This window comes from Alloalcanivorax balearicus MACL04 (assembly GCF_025532145.1).
GTDB classification, from domain to species: Bacteria; Pseudomonadota; Gammaproteobacteria; order Pseudomonadales; family Alcanivoracaceae; genus Alloalcanivorax; species Alloalcanivorax balearicus.
In genome coordinates this window covers 19,965-37,001 of record NZ_ARXS01000033.1, presented here as the reverse complement: position 1 = coordinate 37,001, position 17,037 = coordinate 19,965, and the positions used below count along the sequence as shown (strand labels likewise).

Here is a 17,037-nt window from a genome sequence, read left to right as displayed (position 1 = left end):
GCGTTAAAACAGATCGTCGTTCTGTTCGAACAACGCATCGATGTCTTTTTCCACCTTCAACCGGATTTCATGATCAATTTTCACATTCAGGTTGATGGTGATCGGTTCCTTGGGCGCTTCCAGTGCCACCCGGGGCGTACAGGCCATCAGCGGCAACATCAGAGCCGTCAACAACAGGCCTCGCCCTCCCCGATTGATTTTCATTGTGTGCTCTCCATCGGCGTCCGTTTCATGATCTCATCGGTGATCTGATCACCGATGCGCAGGCTGCGCAACAGGTCCCTGACATTTTCCTTGTGCGTGTAATTAAAGACCACGGGCAGGCGATTTTGTTGCGGATTGATGCCCTCGATGGTGACCGCTGCGTCCAGCCAGCCGCTGTCCTCCATATCCAGCTGTGCAAAAAAGCGACTGATCAACAGCGGATTCAATGAATCCAGTGCCAGCCCCACCGCCTGGTTGGATTGCGCCATGGCCTGGACCGCCGAGGTCATTGGGACTTCCAGGGACAAAGAGCCTTCGTTGGACAGCCGTCCGCCCCGCACCGCCACGCTGTTGCGCGACAAACGCAGCGGCAGATAGCCGCCCACCGTACCGGACAACGATACCGCCGGTTCATTCTGCAACGCCGCCACCTGGTTCAGGTCAATACCGGTCACCACCACCGTCTGCCACTGATCCGACGGCCACTGCAACTTCGGCGCCAGCACTTCACCGCCGAGCACCTCGGCTCGGATGTCGCTGAAACGCCAGACCTCCAGGTCCGAGTGACCGCTCAAGCGAATATTGGTGATCGGCGTACCCACATCCACCGACGCCAGGGAAATCGGCTCCCGCGTTCTCAGATTGGCCTCGCCATCCTGCCAGTCCAGCGCCAATCGTGCGTTCAGTCCGCGCGCCAGCACGCTGCCCCAGTCCAGGTCCGCCCCGGAGACATTGGCTTTCACTCCAAAAGAAACGACCTCGTCCCACAACCAGTCGCCGTCCGCGACCAACTGCCCGGATTGCAGGGTAAAACCAAGCCCCCGGCTCAGTTCCGGACGCAACGCGGAGGACAATGACAGGTCACCGGCATAACCGGCGCCAAAGGGACGGGCACTGACCGCCAGTGACGCATCCCAATCTTTCACCGCCAGCTCCGCGCGGGCACGCTGTCCGTCCAGATTTACCGTGCCGGTGAGCACCGGCAGTTCCCAACGCTCCGCCACCAGCCCTTCTCCCCGCAGAGCCAGTTGCCCGTGGATACCGCCATCCTGATAATGCAGCGGCGTCCGCGCGGTCAGCGACAATGGCTTCAACAGGGTCTTTCCCTGCACCGCCTGAGCCACGGAAATCGCCGCGCCCCTGGCCAGAGTGAACACGCCATCGTGCCACTGCCAGCGACCATCAAGGTGCGCCGTACCGCCCTGGTCCAGGTAATCAGCCGCGTCCACATCAGCATCCAGACTGCCGGCCCAAGCCCCATGATCATCCCGGCGCCCGCTCATCCGGGCCTGGAACGGCAGACGCTGATAGCGCCCCTTGAGAGACGCCTGCCCCGGCCAGTATGGCGGCTTCAATTCCGCCACCGGCGCCGTGGCCTCCACGCTCAGATCCGCGTTTTCGAGACGCACCGTGAGCGGCTCCCCACTAACACCGTCCGCGCCCGCCCGGCCGCGCCAGCCGCCGCCCAGACGATACCCTTGCCATTGCCCGGCCAGGGACACCCCTCCTTGCCAATGCACGCCGTCCGGGCTCCACAGCAACTGGCTGTTACTGGTGGTCAGGGTGACGTCCTGATAATGCACGGACAGTGGCAGCGTCACTTCTCCGTCGGCGGCCAACGCCACCGTCACCGATTCCCGCAGACTCAATCGCACCTGCTCCGGCAGAGTCAGCTCGAACGGCGCCACCAGCAACTGCTCTCTCCGCCACTGAAAAGCGACCGTGCCATCCAATTCCTCGGACAGCGTCAAACGCCCCTGTCCTGCTCCCAATCTCTGATCATCGCTGGCCAGGGTCAGCAACGCTTGCCCTTGTGGTCCCCGAGCTTCCAAGCGCCCCTTGGCCTGTTCAATCAAGCCATCGAAGGTCCCGCTGGCGGTCAGCCCTTCCCCCGGCAATACCCGCCATCCCGCCGGCAGCGCCAGCGGGTCGGAAAGCGTCAGTGACGCCTGCCAGTGAGGTTGCTCCACGGTGACCGTGCCATTCAGATTGGCCCGGTAATCCTCACCAGCCATACCCAGTTCGCTGCCGGTCAGCGCCAATTGGGCCCGGACCGGCTTTCCAGGAAGCCATTGCCCCGAGCCGTTGAGTTCCACCGCGCCGATGGCGCGGCTATCCAGATCCGACACAGGGATTTGCCCATGCACCTGCCATGCACCGCTGTCCTGCCGGTAATCACCGAACACCTCGCCATTGCGGAATCCGGCCCGACCCTGCCAGTGACCTTTTTCCTGCGTCACCTCAAGGGATAACGGCGGATAGTCCTGCCACTGAAGTGCCCACACCGTGACATCCAACGCCGGCAGGTCGGGTAATTCGGAGAGCGGTTCAGAATCGGTATCGGAATCACATTGGCGAATCGACACGCTGTCGGCAGTGACGGTGATGGGTCGCAGCGAGGAAAGACGCAATCCCCGCAGAGACAAGGGGCGACATTCGCCCTGCCGCTGCCACAATCCGGTGACTACCAGCCCCTGGCGCCAGCCGATCCCCTGCCAGCGCCAGCCCAGACTCCAAGCGACCACGAACGGTAACAGCAGCAACAACACCAGAACCACCAGTGTTGCCACCACCCCGATTCGACGCCGCGACCAAGCTGCCATGGAGATCCTTGTCGGAAACGAATGTATCCCACGCCAAGCATGGCGTGTCTCGATCAGGAAATATAGAGGTCAAACCGAGGCAAAAGTGCCATGGGCGGCGGGGTGGGCACTCGTCATGGAATAACGGGAATAGGTGTCTCCGCTGTCCCTGATGGAGGGCATAAAAAAGGTTCATCGCGGAATGACGGGAATGAGTGTCTCCATCGGGGCACGGGTCTGCACGGAGGCCTTCCGGGATCGCTGTAAATACATCCCTGTAAGCTCCCGGTTTGACGTCCCTGTCAAACAGGGTCCCGTAAGGCCTCCATGCAGACCCGTTTCGAGTGAACCGCCGCGTTCCGGACTCCAACGACGACGGACCTTTCCAGAAACGGCCGTCTGGCACCTCGAAGCAGAGCCGTGTTACACCTTTGCGGAACCTGCTTCACGACGTTCCCGCAAAGGTGTAACACGGCTGTGCTGTCCCTGATGGAGGGTAAGGCCGTTTCCCTCTAAACCGCGATGAACCATAAAAAAGCCCCGGTGAAAATCACCAGGGCTCTTTCTCTCTCGTTTGGTCGGGACGGGAGGATTCGAACCTCCGACCCCTTGCACCCCATGCAATTTCTATATGGATGAGCACGGACCCTGGCGAACTTTCAGAGAGGCCTCTATGATAGCAAATACGCGGCTTTCAGCCTGTTCTTGTGTCTACACAAGTCCGCTGACATCCGCCGACAGCCAGACGATCCGGTGGGGCAAAAGTGGGGCAAAATTATCAAACCGCAGATTCTGCAGGGAGTAGCACATGGCCAAACTGACGGTTAAGCAACTGGAAGCCCTCACCGAAATGGATGACGGCAAGACACTGCGCGAGGATAACGGCTTGGTCGCGAAGGTCCGCGCTGGCGTGCGTGGCGTTACAGTACTGTTTCGCTATGAGTTCAAACTGGATGGGGTCAAGCGTGATTACCGCCTCGGCAGTTGGCCCAAGAAAACACTGGCCCAGATTCGGACCAACCGTGACGAAGCCAAAGCCTCAGTTGCCAAAGGTATCGACCCCACCGCTGCCCAGAAGGCAGCCAGGATTGAAGCCCAAGCTGCCATTGCCTCAACCATCGCCGAAGCCGAGCGCCAAGCGTCGGAAAACAGGACGGTGAACGAGCTATTTGAAGCTTGGCTCGACGATGGCGTATCGCGGCAAGATAGCAACGCCGAACTCCGCAGAAGTTTCGGCAAGGACGTACTCCCCTTGATTGGCAAGAAGCCGTTGCGTGCTTTGACCGATAAGGACCTTCTCTCTGTGCTCAGAACCGTAAAGGCTCGCGGCCTGAACCGCTCCGTCGTTATTCTGAACAACGACTTGGGGCAAATGCTGCGCTGGGCAGAGAAGCGGAAACCCTGGCGCACCTTGATGGCTGACGGGAACCCTGCCGATCTGGTGGATGTCAAGACCCTACTGGATAGCGACTATCAGGAAGAACGGGAGCGGGTACTCTCTGCCGAAGAGATTCGAGAGCTGCGAGACATCTTCGAGAAACTGGAAGCAGATTACGCTGCCCTTCCGGCGGGCCAGAAATACAGCGGCATCCGCCCGGTAAACCCGCGCGTGCAATGCACCGTCTGGATCTGCCTGGCGACCCTATGCCGGATCGGCGAGCTGCTTCAAGCGGAGTGGAAGCATGTCGACTTTGATACCGGTCACTGGTTCATCCCCGCGCAGAACACCAAAGGGCATCGCGGAAAGCGGCAAGACCATCATGTCTTTCTATCGCCTTTTGCATTGTCACAGTTCAAACGGCTACACCAGGAAACCGGGCACACCCCCTTCCTATTCCCAAACAGAGCTGGAAACAGCCACGTAAACACGAAGACTGTCAGCAAATTGATCGGGGACCGGCAGTGCCGCTTCAAGAATCGCAGCAAACCTCTGGCCGGCCGACATAATGATGACAGCTTGGTCCTGGCAAATGGTCGAAATGGCGCATGGACCCCACACGACATGCGCCGCACGGGAGCGACAATGATGCAAGCGATCGGCGTACCGCTCGACATCATAGATCGCTGCCAAAATCATCTCCTGGGCGGCTCAAAAGTCCGGAGGCATTACCTGCGCCATGACTACGCCAAAGAGAAAGCGGAGGCATGGCAGCTACTAGGAGAGCATATAGAAAGACTATTGTAAGCGTTTAGCCATCCCTTCATATTCCAGCCCATCGTGACTGCTCATTTCGTTATATCGTGACCGATTTCGGGCTGCTTTCCGGCATTAGCAGATCGGATGTGAGACGTCTATTTACAAAATCATAATTTCTTTATAAATCAAAAAGTTATCTTCTTCCCGCTCTGTCTGACCAAAGTATTCGAAAGCTGGTGCTACATCAGAACGCTATTCGCAACACGAGGCTCAACCCACCTCGCCAACGCTTTGGTCATCCCGTAGCCCGACGCGACATACCGTCCATCTCGCTCCCGCTTACCGACACAAGCACGTCATGAGATATGGTCGCGCTACGTCAGCCAGCCAGCAGAGGTTCACCACTCTGTCTAGACACTGACCATATAGACAGCATCACTACTATTGGCAAAAGAAGAAGTCAAACGAACAGGAGCTGAAATGGCGAACAGGTTTGTAAGCCGTTGGGTTTTCTGATCTTATCGGATACTGATAATTTCAATAAATTTGATATGGCGCCGGCACGTTCATTGGATATTCGAGTCGGCGCCCTAATACCTGTTGTATTGATTTGGCAAACTTGCGATGACCAGTGAACCGAAGAAGCGTCAGCAGCACTACGTCTGGAAGTACCTCCTCCGCGCTTGGAGCGACAACGGCGCTGTATGGTGTCGCATGGCCGACAGATGTTTTCGCGTGAACGTCGACCGAGTCGCCAAGCAGCGGGATTTTTATCGAATGCGTGAACTTACCCACGGAGATATCCGTTTCTTGATTGCTTATATCGAGAAGGCTGATAACGAGTGCCTCCGCAAACTCAATTTTGGATGGCTGTGCGCATTTCGAAGCTTTACCAACTACAAGCAGTTTGCTGAGAAGAACGGATTCGAGAACCCCGATGTGGCACGAAAGCTAGAAGAAATGGAGATCAATCTCGAAGAGAATCTTCACAACGGAATTGAAGAGCTAGCCAAACCATACCTGGAGCTGGCGAAGGAGGGAGATTTATCGTTCTTGAATGACAAAGCATCATATCAGAAGTTCATCTACTTCTTAGCTGTTCAGTACCTAAGAACTGCGCGAAACAAAGAGAGAACGCTACCTCTTCTTACGAACGCCTTCGGTGTCAATTTTGAGCGGATATGGGGTGTATTTACCCATATCGCCGCTACCAACGTGAGCAGCAGTCTCATCGTTGATAGAAATCGATACAATGCCGTGCTACTTGCAGCGCCTGATGGGCGACAATTTATTACGGGAGATCAGCCGGTTATAAACACTTATGCAAATCCGGACGACGTGTATTCTCCACCAGATAATTTCGACATGTATTTCCCTATGAGTCCTCGGCTAGCTCTCTATCTGACAGATCGTGCCGAGTGGGCCAGAGAGGATACAGTTTTGGTCACGCAGGACAGGGTAGCTTGGTTCAACGGGATGATGGCCAAGCACTCTCACCGTCAGTTATTCGGAGCAAGTAAGGAAGCGATCGAATGAGGAAAAATCAATACAACAACTTTATACAACCGGTGCTCGCGCCTCGCGCGGCTGATGCAGATCGTTAGGGCAAGAAAGAGCAGATCGATGGAAAACCGTACACCTGAACAAGACCTAATTGATCAATTTCTGAGGCACTTAGAAAAAGACGCCGACGAAGATCTGCGCGTTGCCAAAATCATCAACAAGAGCTGCCGTTCAAAGACGTACGCAGATGTTGAGTTCGAATCAGCCTCAAAGATTCACTGGGTGATCGAGGCAAAAAGCGACGATTCCGGAGATCGTTATAACACAGTTCACAAGATTTTCGGCGAGCTTTTGAAAGAAACCGGTCGAACAAACCGTGATGACTGTCGGCATGCGATCTTGATCCCGAGCAATGCGGTGCTATTCTACAGCCGAGCTTTCCAATCTATTCACAGAGACAAATTTCTGGGGTTCGGCGAATTGATTCCGGTAGATACCGTATTCACCTGTAACGAAACCGGAGTGGACAAGATTTCTTGGGAGGCATTCTATGATGCATACGCGCCCTAACCAACAGCATCATAGCGACCGCTTTTCCGCCGCTTCGCGGCTCCAAACCGGCACATGTGCCAGGCGTTATACACATTCGATGAGGCCGTAGATGACCGAAGAGAAATGCGAGCTGTGTGCTGAGTATTCGAGTCTGAAGAAAAGCCACCTGATGCCCAAAAGCATATACAAGGCCATTACTCGCACGTTTCATCCTCATGACTCTGCCCCAGTATGGGCCAGCAAAAGTCAACAATCAGCGTATTATTCCAATTCACAAGTTACAAAGCGGTTGTTGTGCGGAGCGTGCGAGGACAGGTTTAGCAGGCATGGTGAGAAATATGTGGTGGGGAAATGCATGAAAAATGCGCAAGCGTTCGAACTCAAGCGAATTCTGGATAGTTCCTCACCGAGCATTCATTTGAATGGGTCCTCATACTTCGCTCCAAAAGATATTCTCAAGCTCAACTCCGAAAAATTCATGTATTTTGCTGCCAGTATTGTTTGGAGGGTGACCGCTGCAGATTGGAGCAATGACGATATCGCTAGCCTGAGCAATGCTCTCCCGGACCATTTCAAGGAACAGTTAGAGCAATATCTCCTAAAGAAGGCGGAGTTCCCTAGGGATATCTACATCACCGTGTGTGTAGATGGCGATGTCGACCCGGTTCCTATAATGTCGCTTCCTTCTGGGGACATTGAAGAGAATATGCATATATCGTTCTTCATCCCAGGTATTAAGTTCAATGTCTTTTTTGGCGCGGAGGCAGACCAAGAGCTCTCATCTAATCTAAGCCGATTGGGCATAAACATGATCTACATGTATCGATCATTCCGTGAGTCTTGTGAATTCCAACAGATGAGAGGTCTACTTGGTTCTGAGCTGTCCCCAAAAGGGAAATTGGCGAAGCAGCTGGGCCGGTCCTAAAAGTGTATAACCACACTATTAAATTCGCGCCCTTCGGTCGCCGGACGCTGGTTCCTCGCGCCGTTTATGGCAAGCGTTATGCATTAATTCTAGTGATGAGGATCTAGTCGGGAGACAGCACTTCAATCCCTACTCGAACAGGACGGCAACTTCCTTCAGGACCTCTACAGCCGAATCAAAATCCACACTTTGATCATCGTCAGCGTACGACATCGCATCCACAAACTGTCTGTACTCTTCGCGATACTCCTCATCGTTGTCCAGGCACTCGATGGCCTCCTGAATCGACTCTGTAAACGGGGCCTGAGTATCGCGCTTTCCGGTCTGCCGATCGCCTTCAAATGAGGATTCTGCGACATCCACAAACAGCTCCTGATCTTCCCTAATCACAGAGACCAGCGCAGCAATATCGTGAAGATGGCGAATCATCGCAGGGTCATCGCCGTGGGCTGATCGATCACGCTTCAGCACACGCCATGTCAATGCACTTAACTTATCGGCGGCCGTCTCAATCGGCGGCAGGCACAAGATTTCGACTTCAGGTTCAGTCTCTGTGTAGTACGAAACGAACGACTGGACCTGCCTGACCTCCGCTTCCAGCCGAGGCTGGGTAAAACTGAATTCAATCTGCAAGCCTGCTCGTAGCGCGGCACTGGTATCATGATTCTGCGGATAGCCAAGCTCGAATTTCACGTAGTTACTGGCAACAGTAACTTGGTCTCTATCCAGCACCAAAACGTCAACACTCTCAACCGCGCCCAGAATACCTTTACGGTACGCACGGCGAAGCTTTCTCATTTGCCCCGTACTTCCCGACTGCAACGCCAAACAACGGAAATCCAAGTCTTCGGAAAAGCGCTGTATTAGTCCATACCCCTTGGAAAGACTGGTACCCCCAGAAAAAATCGCCTGAAACCCATCACTCTCGTGCTCGGCAAGAGCCTTCAAGGCTTGAACTGAATACCAGTCTTTCTCGACAAAGGCAGAACCGATACCCATCTCCGCCGCAATTTCCTCAATAACGTCGGGATCAGGAGACATACTGATACTTGATTGACTTGCCATCGTAGGCCATCTTCCTTGAAACACGCCCCTTCACAGCAATCAGCCGCCCGGTGGGCACCTGCGTAGAACGCCCGCTGTTATAGCTCGCCTGCTCTTTAGACGAGACCACTTCAACACCCAGCTTCTGGGTCAGGGCCTCACGGGCCAGCTCTGGCAGCGGCTTTACCGGAACAAGCCTGTTACTGAGCGAGGAACGCCTAGCTTTGGCATAAAGGCCTCGCCCGAACTTGATCAACACCTCCTCCCGCACTAGCTCACGCAGGGCTCGACCAACCTGGTCCCGATCAGACAGATCACTAAAGTCAGCGGGCACAAAGACCACGCCAGCATTCCGACTTATCCTGTACTTTACCTTCGATTTCAATGAGTTAAGCGCCATGTCCCACTCCTGCCAATACAGCAACGGCATGCAATTATACGACACTATAACACACGAAATGAAAACATAATATTCAACGCTATCAGCACCTTATGAAATCCCACGAAAAATCGCGAACCCAAATAAGTCGTCACTCCCGTATAAGTTAGGACGCTTGCGCGGAAACCCGACACTGTCCTTTTGGCCCCCCCTTGAACAGGGTGGTGTTTTCTATATGCTGACCTCTAATAACCTGATGTGTTTTGCATCATGTAAGGAGACCACCATGGACAGGGGCCTAGCCCGCATCATCCTGATCGACAGCTACATGCCTGGCCGAGCCACGGAGGTGGCGGTCTCTGGACACACCAGCATCAACGGGCGAAACGGAGCCGGCAAGACCTCGCTGCTGCGGCTAGTACCGATCTTCTACGGGGAGCACCCCCGGCACCTTATCACCAAGACGTCCAGCGGCCGCAAGAGCTTCGCCAGCTGGTACATGCCGCGTGAGGCTTCTTGCCTGGTGTTCGAATACGTGGGGGCCGACGACGACCGGAAAATGGCCATCTTTCGTGCCGGCTCCGGGCCCGACACCTACCAGCAGGTCCTGGTGGACGGCGGCTACGATGAATCACTCTTCCTGAACGTGCAGGCTCAGAAATTCCTGCCATCCTCCGAGCTTCTCCCGCGCCTCAAGGAGCGCGGCCTAGCCCATTACGTGTGCAAGAGCAATGACGAGTACCGGGCGATCCTCCTTGACGGGACCCACCGGGACCAGCTGCGCTACAGCCTGGTTTCGCGCAATGCGCGCATGGGCGCCGTTGTCCCCTTGGTCACCCACATGTTCCAGCGCAACGTATCGTTCGAACACTTTGCCCAGATCATCCAGGATTATGCACGCAACAACCTAAGCCCTCAGGCCCAGCACAACCTAACGAGCTTTGAGCCCAACCGCCGGCAGCTCTCCGAGCTGGTAGAGCATTTTGACGCGTTTTCCGCCTTGAACGGCCTCCACGCTCGCCTTCCCGAACTGACCGGGGCACTCGGCGAACTCAAGCTGCACCAGGGTAAGCGCAGCGCCACCGCCCTCGCCGCCAAGGCGCTTGATGATCGGTTGCGCGGGGAGATCAATGAGCTTGCCGTGGAGCTCTCAGAAGAAGAGAAGGCCCTGGAAGCCCGCGGACACGCGGTGGATGCCCAGGTGTCCGAGGCCAGCAGTCAGCGTGGCACCGTGGTTGCGCAGCTTAACGACCAAGAGGCCATCGAGAGTCAACTTAGGGCCAGGAAACAGAGGTTCGACGCAGATGACCTGCCCGGAAAAGCACGGGATATCGCCACCCTCCCCGACAAGCTGGCCACGTTGGATGCGCGCCGGGACGAGCACCAGAGGTTGAAGGCAGATCTGGCCGACGTGGAAGGACCCATTCAGGCAGCAATGTCCGATGAGAAATCTCGCGCCCAGCAGGCTGAAAGCCAGTATCAGAAGGCAGTGGCTGAAACCGAGCGGGGCCGGGCCTCCGAGCGAGAGCGGCTGGACGGCGATTACCATAAAGCCCGCGAGGCGCTCGATGACCGCCAGCAGGCTGGCCGACAACATCTTGAGGACCGGCGACAGCAGGCCCGGGAGGACAAGATTCGGCTTCAGACTGAGCTCAAGCACCCCCGGGTAGACCCCGGGGTGGTCCGCCAGCTTGAAGCAGCCGAGGCGCTGCATCGTTCAAGGGATGAGGAGGCGCAGCAAACGGTTGATGCCTATCAGGCGGCCCTGGAGGAAAAGAACCAAGCCCAGGCGCACTTCGACCGGGTCAACAACCAGTATGACAAGGATCGGCACGAGGCCGACAAGGCTGAGGAGGAACTCGCGCATGCTGGGCAGTTTCTAGCAGGCGGCCCCGGGTCCCTGATGCAGTTCCTCAATGAGTCACTACCCGACTGGCAAGACACCCTGGGCCGGGTGATCAACCCGGCGCTGCTTCGGCAAAACGGCCTCTCCCCGGCGCTGGTGCCCGGCGCGGAGCCGTTGGTTTTTGCTGGTGTGCGGTTGAACGTTGAGTCCTTGCCGACGCCAGAAGCGCCTGAGGCGCTGCAGGCTGCCTATGATGACGCTCATCACCAGCACGAAGCCGCCGAGCGCCGCCTCGCCCAAACGGAGAAAGAACTGGACCAGGCCGCCGCGCGCCGGGAGGCCGCAAACAAGGCCAGCAGTACCGCACAAAGCGCCGCGGACATTGCCAGGCGCAAGCGCCGGGAGGCAGCAGACTCTCTTGATACTGCGAAGGCCACTCACCGGGACGCCGAGCGCCAGGCGCGGGCTCGTCTTGAAACGGATCTGGAGGCAACCAAGGCCTGGCTCTGCGAGCTTGAGGACGAACATGCAACGTTGCTCGAAGAGCAGGCCGCGGCCCGCTACGAGCTTTCTGCGGCGCATGAGGCCTCGCTGACGGCAGCCGCCAACGAGCATGCGCGAGCACTGGCGGCCCTCGCCGAGGCCAAGAATCAGCGCCAGACCGACCATGAGACCACCATGGCTCGACTGACAGCCCAGTTGGAGTCAGCCATTGCGGAAAGCGGGGTTAACCCTGACGACATCGCGAGGCTGGAGAAAGAGATCCGCGAGCTCAAGGCCCGTTGCAAGCAGCTTGAGAGTCACCGAGTTCAGGTGGAGACCTACCAGGCGTTTCTGGAGAACGACTGGCCGGACTGTGCCGTGGCAACACAACGCGCCGAGGAACTGCGGGCCCAGCGTGACGAGTTTAATGATCAGATCGAGGCCCTGCAGGCCGCCTGGACGAACGAAAAACGCCAAACCGAGCAGGCTCTGGCGGCCCAGCGCGGCGAACTCCAGAACAAACGGACGGCACGGCAGATCCTACAGACCAGCGCGGCCCTCCGGGAGGCCACCAGCAATGTGGGCCTGACCGCCCCGGAGGAGGATCTGGAGTACTACTGCACCCTGCCCGCCGAGCCCCTGAGCCGGGAATACCTGGAGCAGCACAGGCTGGTTCAGGAAGACCTGGATCGTCTTGGCCGCGTAGTGGATGTCTTCGTGGACGCCTTCCAGCGTTACCCCGGTAGCCCCAGCCACGACTACTGGCTGCAGCGCCAAGCAGACTGGGCCGGCACTGACATTGCGGTGGTCAGCAAGGCGAAAGCCGTTGAGGAATACTTCGAAGGTGGCAGCCACAAGCTCGCCCAGGACCAGCTGCTGGTGGCGTTCAATTACCTCAGCACACTGGATAGCTATCGCTTGGGCCTCGAGGCATTTGAGAATGGGGTGCGCAAGTTCAACCGGGACCTGGTGGCCCATCTGGAGCAGGACTTGCACTTCGATCTCATCGACCGGGTGGAGCCCAAGATCACCCTCGACCTGTCCGAGCTCGATTTCTGGAAAGACCTGACGCGGCTGGCGGAGCTGTACCGCACCTGGGCCAAATCCAGCCGACGGCAGTTACCAGACCGCGCGCTGGTGCAGGCCATCGAGGCCTACAGCCAAACCATTCGGGACAAGCGCGGCCAGCAGGAGGACTTCTCCTCCCTCATCCGCTTCAAGTTCCACTTGGAGATTGAGGGCCGGCCCATGACAGCGGTGAACGCCGGACAGCTGGAGGATATTTCCTCCAACGGCTTGTCGGCCATCGTGCTGATCCTGCTGTTCCAGGGCTTCGTGGATCTGGTCCGCGGCAAGCACATGGTGACGATGCTCTGGCCGCTTGACGAGCTCGGGACTATCGATGCCACCAACCGGCGGGTGCTGTTCAAGATGCTAGCGGAGCACGATATCGCCCTGCTCACGGCGACGCCGGACCTCCGCCCGGCCGATCTTGCGTATTTCCATGAGGCCTACGAGCTGGAGATCAATAACGGCCGGCGTCGCCTCATCCAGATGCAATGGCCCGGGCAGCGCGTGGCACCTGTGCCGCCTGGCCCACCCACCGAACACAGGGAGGTCTCCTGATGAGTGATCTGCCCTCACCGGTCTACACAGATACCCTGAAACGGCTCCTACGGGGGGAGGTGCTCTGTCCTTGGTCCACCCCCGAGCAGGCCCGGCTCCTGCAAGACAGCGAGGTGCACAGTCGGGTCGATGAGTGGGTGCGTGCCCTTGGCTACGAACTTGCTGAGACGTCCGGTGGGGCCGGGTATTACCTGGTACACACGCGTGTGGACGAGCCCGCCCGCGCCGATGCCACCCGGCTTTTCCGGGAGATCATGGTGTCGCTGCGCGAGCACCTGAATGTCATCAATCTGCTGATGGAGGCGACCGACGCGGACGCGGCGCTGGCCCCAGGGCAAGTGATCCGCCCCAACCAGGTGGTTGCTGCCGCCGAGGTGAGCCCTAGCCTGCGCGACCAGCTGGGGAAGCTGAAGACATCCAAGCCGCAATCAGGGACCCGGCAGCAGGTAGATGCCCTGATCAAGACCCTGAAGGATGAAGGACTGCTGGTGCCGGCCCGCCAGGACGGAGAAGTGTATTCCTTCACCGGTCGTGTGGAGCTGATCCAGGACATCATCGTGTTCATCCAGGAAAACGAAGAGCTCCCGCTCCCCGGGCATGGTGCCGATAGCCAAAAGGACCTGTTGTGAGCGCCGATAAGGACAAACCGCTCGATCAACATCCTCTGGGCGCCCTGCTTCGCCAGTTGGACAAGGCCCGAGAGCTGATCGTCCATGCCTACGAGAAGCGTGAAGTGCTGCTGGCGGACGGGGATGCTCGGCGGGCGGATCGGCTCATCAAGGGGCAGATTCTGCGACTCAACAGTGCACGCGATGCTGTGACCCTGAGTCCGGACATGCGCAAAGCCTTCGATAACGCGTTACGCCCCCACCGGATTGGCCTGATCAATACCGATTTGCGCGGCCATGTGGAGTTGGCTGCCACCCTGCTTGAATCACTTCGGGAGGCCCGACTGAGCAGTGACCTGGACCAGATTGAGATAGCCGAGACTGACCTGCAGGAGTGCCTGGACGGCATTTATGACCAGCTCGATGACGGCTCCCGTAAGGCTGAACGCCAGGTGCATGACAATATCGGCACCCAAACGGAGACGGCCCCGCGCCGTCGCATGAATGAGTTCTACCACCAGAGACTCTCCAAGCTCACCGAGGAGTACCACCTAGTGACGGAGCAGCTGCGCGAGGCGCCGTTCGATGTTGATTCCTGGTTTGCGGGCCAGGTGGTGGATTTTCGGATTCGCACCATCCCCGTTATCGAACGGATCAATGTGGCCAACTCCGAGATCACGGCATGGCTTCATAAGGATCGGCAGCGAGAGGAGCGCGCCCTGAAAATTCGGGCGGTGGTGGCCAAGTTCCAGGCGGATCCCGGGTTCTTTCCCTCTAAAGCGGCCGCCAGGGCCGGCAAGTGCCCTGGCGTAAACCGGATCACCCCAATACAGCTCGCGGCGGCGCCCGACCTCGGGCCCAATGCGAACACTACCCTCTATGCCGAGGACGTGGCCGAGTTGGCCGCCAAGCTCAACATGCCATCACAGGCGCAGGCCCGCCCGGCTTCCACGTTCCAGGGCGCGGATGTCACCTGCAAGGCGGTGGCGCCACCGGAAGGCCTGCGGCACTTCGATGCCCTGATTACCGAGGCCCTAGCATCCAGGACGCCCGTAAGCGCTCGAGAATATTGGGAATCCGCGCCAGACGATCCTGCCCTGCCCGGCTGGGCAGTGGCCACGTTCCTTTACGCGCTTAACACCCACATTGAAGATGGCGCCTCCACCGCGGAGGGCGCATTGCTCGGCGAGAAGATCAAGCGCCAACTCATCACCCGGGCTGACCACCCGCTGTCCGGTACCGAACGCTTCCACGACCTGATCATCTACGCCGACACTGTGCCTGAAGAAAAACTGCCCAAGGCCGTGCACTACGAAAGGGCAGCCCCCCATGCCGACTAAACGAGTGATTCAGGCAGCTCTGACTGTGGCCCAGTCGGCCAAACGTGAGCACAGGGCTAACCGTTCCCATGAGGTGCTGGCGAATCAGGGATACGGTCGGGTCGTGGGTCGGGAGTATGTGATCACGCCGACAGAGCGGGACAAGCTGAAGATCTGGTTGGAACGCGAAGGAGTGCCTTGGGATACACCACCGGAATACTATGGCACCGGACACCGGGAAGAGGTAGCCGCTCACAGCCTCCACGAGAAGCATGCCAGCCGACCAACCCATGACAAACGGGTGCTAGTACAAGCCCTGAGCCCGGGTGTGCGGGTAAACGGCCATGAGCTACCGGTATTGCCCGTGGAGAATGCTTGCCTGTCACTCTCTAGCGATTCAATCCGCTCGCTTGAAGCAGGGGCATTGGTGGTGATCGAGAACAGCCGAGCGTTCCACCGGTTCCGGAATCAACTGCTGGCGGTGGAGCCACACCGGTGGCTCGCGGTGTACCGCGGCGACACACAGCATGCCAGCGGCCAAAGCTGGGCCCAGGCCATGGCCCAGCAACACCGACTCCGTCTTTATGCCTACCCTGACTTCGATCCGGCCGGTCTGGCGATAGCCCTGGATTTGGGGGCGGAGAAGGTTCTCCTACCTGACATTGATGAGCTAGCAGATTTCCCTGGCAGCGAAGCGGATTTTGACCGTCAGCAAGACCAGTGGACCCGGGTCCAAAACACCGTGACACCAGGTTCCGTTCTGGCTCAGCGGGTGGACTTTCTCGGCGAGCGAAAGGCGGGATTCACCCAGGAACGATTGCTGGCGGCCGGAAAGACTCTGGAGCTGGTAGCGTTAGAGCGTCTGAAATGAGCCATCACGACTACCGGCGCGAGACGCGCCATCAGGCCCTGGAGCTCCTGATTCGCTGGGAAGGCGGGTGCAATGCCACTACCTTGGGAGAGCTCTTCAGCCTGGATCGCACCAATGCGGGCAGGGACTTCCGCGACTACCGGGCCCGCTTCGGGGGAATCGAATATGACGCCTCCCGACGGCAGTACCGCGCCAGCGGCTCGTTTCGCTGCCACTTCAGTGACGGCAGCCTGGACGAATATGTGGCTTTGTGCTCACGGCACAAGCGTCACGAAGGCATTTTCGACTTTGCCACCGCAAGCCCCATTCCCGTTCGCGAGCCCGTCATTCAGGACGTTGTGGCGGCGATCCTGAATCGGGTCCCAATCGACATTACCTACCGCTCCTGGAATCACCCGGCAGGAATTGAACGTCGGATTCACCCACATGCGATCGCCTTTTCCGGCCTGCGCTGGCATGCCCGCGCCTTCGATAAAAGAACTCAGTCTTACCGGGACTTCAACCTGAACCGTATAATTGCTCTGGATACAGTACGAGGAGTCACCTACGTCAGCGGAGATAAAGACCTCTACTGGAATACCCGGACAACAATTAAACTTATTGCCAATCCGAAGCTTTCAACTGAAGAGAGAACAATGGTGGAAGCCGAGTATGGGATGACTAACGGGGTCCTGCTCATACGACCCCGGCAATCCATGTGTCACTACGTCCTGCAGTCATTAAATGCGGAAATAGTGGGCAATCAGGCTGCCGGCTCAGGTCGCGCCCGCCCTATAGTGGTAGCAAATAACAAGGAGATACGACCTTTTCTTTTTGGGAACTCTTGATGCAAGGCTGTGTTAGATGCAAGCGTCAGATGAGCACGTCTTGTCAGACGGAGGACGGCATCCAATTGTGCGGCGACACCTCGCCGATGATGCTGTTTCTCTGCGTCGGCAGGCGAGCCAGCACATCTTTC

General features: G+C 57.8%; 13 protein-coding genes. 9 read left to right on the top strand and 4 right to left on the bottom strand.

The genetic code is table 11. The features are described from left to right. Positions 1–3: 3 nt before the first annotated feature. Together MA04_RS19450 and MA04_RS19445 are read right to left on the bottom strand one after the other, a co-directional pair. The gene (locus MA04_RS19450) at positions 4–204 is read right to left on the bottom strand and encodes a YnbE family lipoprotein (protein WP_022993674.1); all 201 of its coding nucleotides are present in this window, start codon (positions 202–204) and stop codon (positions 4–6) included. Then, positions 201–2,807, bottom strand: coding sequence for a YdbH domain-containing protein (locus MA04_RS19445; protein ID WP_262462325.1), 2,607 nt, complete (start codon positions 2,805–2,807; stop codon positions 201–203). Before MA04_RS19445 ends, MA04_RS19450 begins: the two co-directional genes overlap by 4 nt. 787 nt (positions 2,808–3,594) lie before the next feature. Here MA04_RS19445 and MA04_RS19440 point away from each other — a divergent pair. The 4 genes from MA04_RS19440 (at position 3,595) to MA04_RS19425 (ending at position 7,903) form a co-directional block, all read left to right on the top strand. After that, a complete protein-coding gene (locus MA04_RS19440) occupies positions 3,595–4,971 on the top strand; it encodes a tyrosine-type recombinase/integrase (protein ID WP_262462324.1) in 1,377 nt (458 codons plus the stop codon). 576 nt (positions 4,972–5,547) lie between these two features. Beyond that, complete coding sequence (locus tag MA04_RS19435; protein ID WP_262462323.1) at positions 5,548–6,459, top strand: DUF4238 domain-containing protein; 912 nt, start codon at positions 5,548–5,550, stop codon at positions 6,457–6,459. A gap of 87 nt (positions 6,460–6,546) precedes the next feature. Continuing rightward, complete coding sequence (locus MA04_RS19430) at positions 6,547–6,996, top strand: hypothetical protein (RefSeq protein ID WP_262462322.1); 450 nt, start codon at positions 6,547–6,549, stop codon at positions 6,994–6,996. A gap of 91 nt (positions 6,997–7,087) precedes the next feature. Next, complete coding sequence (locus tag MA04_RS19425) at positions 7,088–7,903, top strand: hypothetical protein (protein WP_262462320.1); 816 nt, start codon at positions 7,088–7,090, stop codon at positions 7,901–7,903. 129 nt (positions 7,904–8,032) lie between these two features. Here MA04_RS19425 and MA04_RS19420 read toward each other — a convergent pair whose 3' ends face one another. Both MA04_RS19420 and MA04_RS19415 read right to left on the bottom strand, forming a co-directional pair. Then, positions 8,033–8,968, bottom strand: coding sequence for a nucleotidyl transferase AbiEii/AbiGii toxin family protein (locus tag MA04_RS19420; RefSeq protein ID WP_262462318.1), 936 nt, complete (start codon positions 8,966–8,968; stop codon positions 8,033–8,035). Further along, positions 8,934–9,347: a DUF6088 family protein gene (locus tag MA04_RS19415; protein ID WP_233925910.1), complete on the bottom strand. Its 414-nt coding sequence runs from the start codon at positions 9,345–9,347 to the stop codon at positions 8,934–8,936. Before MA04_RS19415 ends, MA04_RS19420 begins: the two co-directional genes overlap by 35 nt. Before the next feature lie 265 nt (positions 9,348–9,612). Here MA04_RS19415 and MA04_RS19410 point away from each other — a divergent pair, with 265 nt between their 5' ends. Genes MA04_RS19410 through MA04_RS19390 form a run of 5 tightly spaced genes read left to right on the top strand, consistent with a single transcriptional unit; the run spans position 9,613 to position 16,906 of the window. Then, positions 9,613–13,281 carry an ATP-binding protein gene (locus tag MA04_RS19410; protein WP_262462316.1) on the top strand — a complete coding sequence of 1,223 codons (3,669 nt, stop codon included), beginning with the start codon at positions 9,613–9,615 and terminating at the stop codon, positions 13,279–13,281. Then, entirely contained in the window at positions 13,281–13,910 is a 630-nt protein-coding gene (locus tag MA04_RS19405) for a condensin complex protein MksE (RefSeq protein WP_262462314.1), read from the top strand. Before MA04_RS19410 ends, MA04_RS19405 begins: the two co-directional genes overlap by 1 nt. Next, positions 13,907–15,229, top strand: coding sequence for a hypothetical protein (locus MA04_RS19400; protein WP_262462312.1), 1,323 nt, complete (start codon positions 13,907–13,909; stop codon positions 15,227–15,229). Before MA04_RS19405 ends, MA04_RS19400 begins: the two co-directional genes overlap by 4 nt. Beyond that, positions 15,219–16,079: a DUF7281 domain-containing protein gene (locus MA04_RS19395; protein ID WP_262462310.1), complete on the top strand. Its 861-nt coding sequence runs from the start codon at positions 15,219–15,221 to the stop codon at positions 16,077–16,079. The genes MA04_RS19400 and MA04_RS19395 overlap by 11 nt, the downstream gene beginning before the upstream one ends. Beyond that, positions 16,076–16,906 carry a WYL domain-containing transcriptional regulator gene (locus MA04_RS19390; protein WP_233925915.1) on the top strand — a complete coding sequence of 277 codons (831 nt, stop codon included), beginning with the start codon at positions 16,076–16,078 and terminating at the stop codon, positions 16,904–16,906. Before MA04_RS19395 ends, MA04_RS19390 begins: the two co-directional genes overlap by 4 nt. The last annotated feature ends 131 nt before the right edge of the window (positions 16,907–17,037 follow it).

What these genes read in the sequence shown, in the direction of transcription:
- MA04_RS19450 (WP_022993674.1), bottom strand. Translation starts at nt 204, where the DNA reads ATGAAAATCAATCGGGGAGGGCGAGGCCTGTTGTTGACGGCTCTGATG.
- MA04_RS19445 (WP_262462325.1), bottom strand. Translation starts at nt 2,807, where the DNA reads ATGGCAGCTTGGTCGCGGCGTCGAATCGGGGTGGTGGCAACACTGGTG.
- MA04_RS19440 (WP_262462324.1), top strand. Translation starts at nt 3,595, where the DNA reads ATGGCCAAACTGACGGTTAAGCAACTGGAAGCCCTCACCGAAATGGAT.
- MA04_RS19435 (WP_262462323.1), top strand. Translation starts at nt 5,548, where the DNA reads ATGACCAGTGAACCGAAGAAGCGTCAGCAGCACTACGTCTGGAAGTAC.
- MA04_RS19430 (WP_262462322.1), top strand. Translation starts at nt 6,547, where the DNA reads ATGGAAAACCGTACACCTGAACAAGACCTAATTGATCAATTTCTGAGG.
- MA04_RS19425 (WP_262462320.1), top strand. Translation starts at nt 7,088, where the DNA reads ATGACCGAAGAGAAATGCGAGCTGTGTGCTGAGTATTCGAGTCTGAAG.
- MA04_RS19420 (WP_262462318.1), bottom strand. Translation starts at nt 8,968, where the DNA reads ATGGCAAGTCAATCAAGTATCAGTATGTCTCCTGATCCCGACGTTATT.
- MA04_RS19415 (WP_233925910.1), bottom strand. Translation starts at nt 9,347, where the DNA reads ATGGCGCTTAACTCATTGAAATCGAAGGTAAAGTACAGGATAAGTCGG.
- MA04_RS19410 (WP_262462316.1), top strand. Translation starts at nt 9,613, where the DNA reads ATGGACAGGGGCCTAGCCCGCATCATCCTGATCGACAGCTACATGCCT.
- MA04_RS19405 (WP_262462314.1), top strand. Translation starts at nt 13,281, where the DNA reads ATGAGTGATCTGCCCTCACCGGTCTACACAGATACCCTGAAACGGCTC.
- MA04_RS19395 (WP_262462310.1), top strand. Translation starts at nt 15,219, where the DNA reads ATGCCGACTAAACGAGTGATTCAGGCAGCTCTGACTGTGGCCCAGTCG.
- MA04_RS19390 (WP_233925915.1), top strand. Translation starts at nt 16,076, where the DNA reads ATGAGCCATCACGACTACCGGCGCGAGACGCGCCATCAGGCCCTGGAG.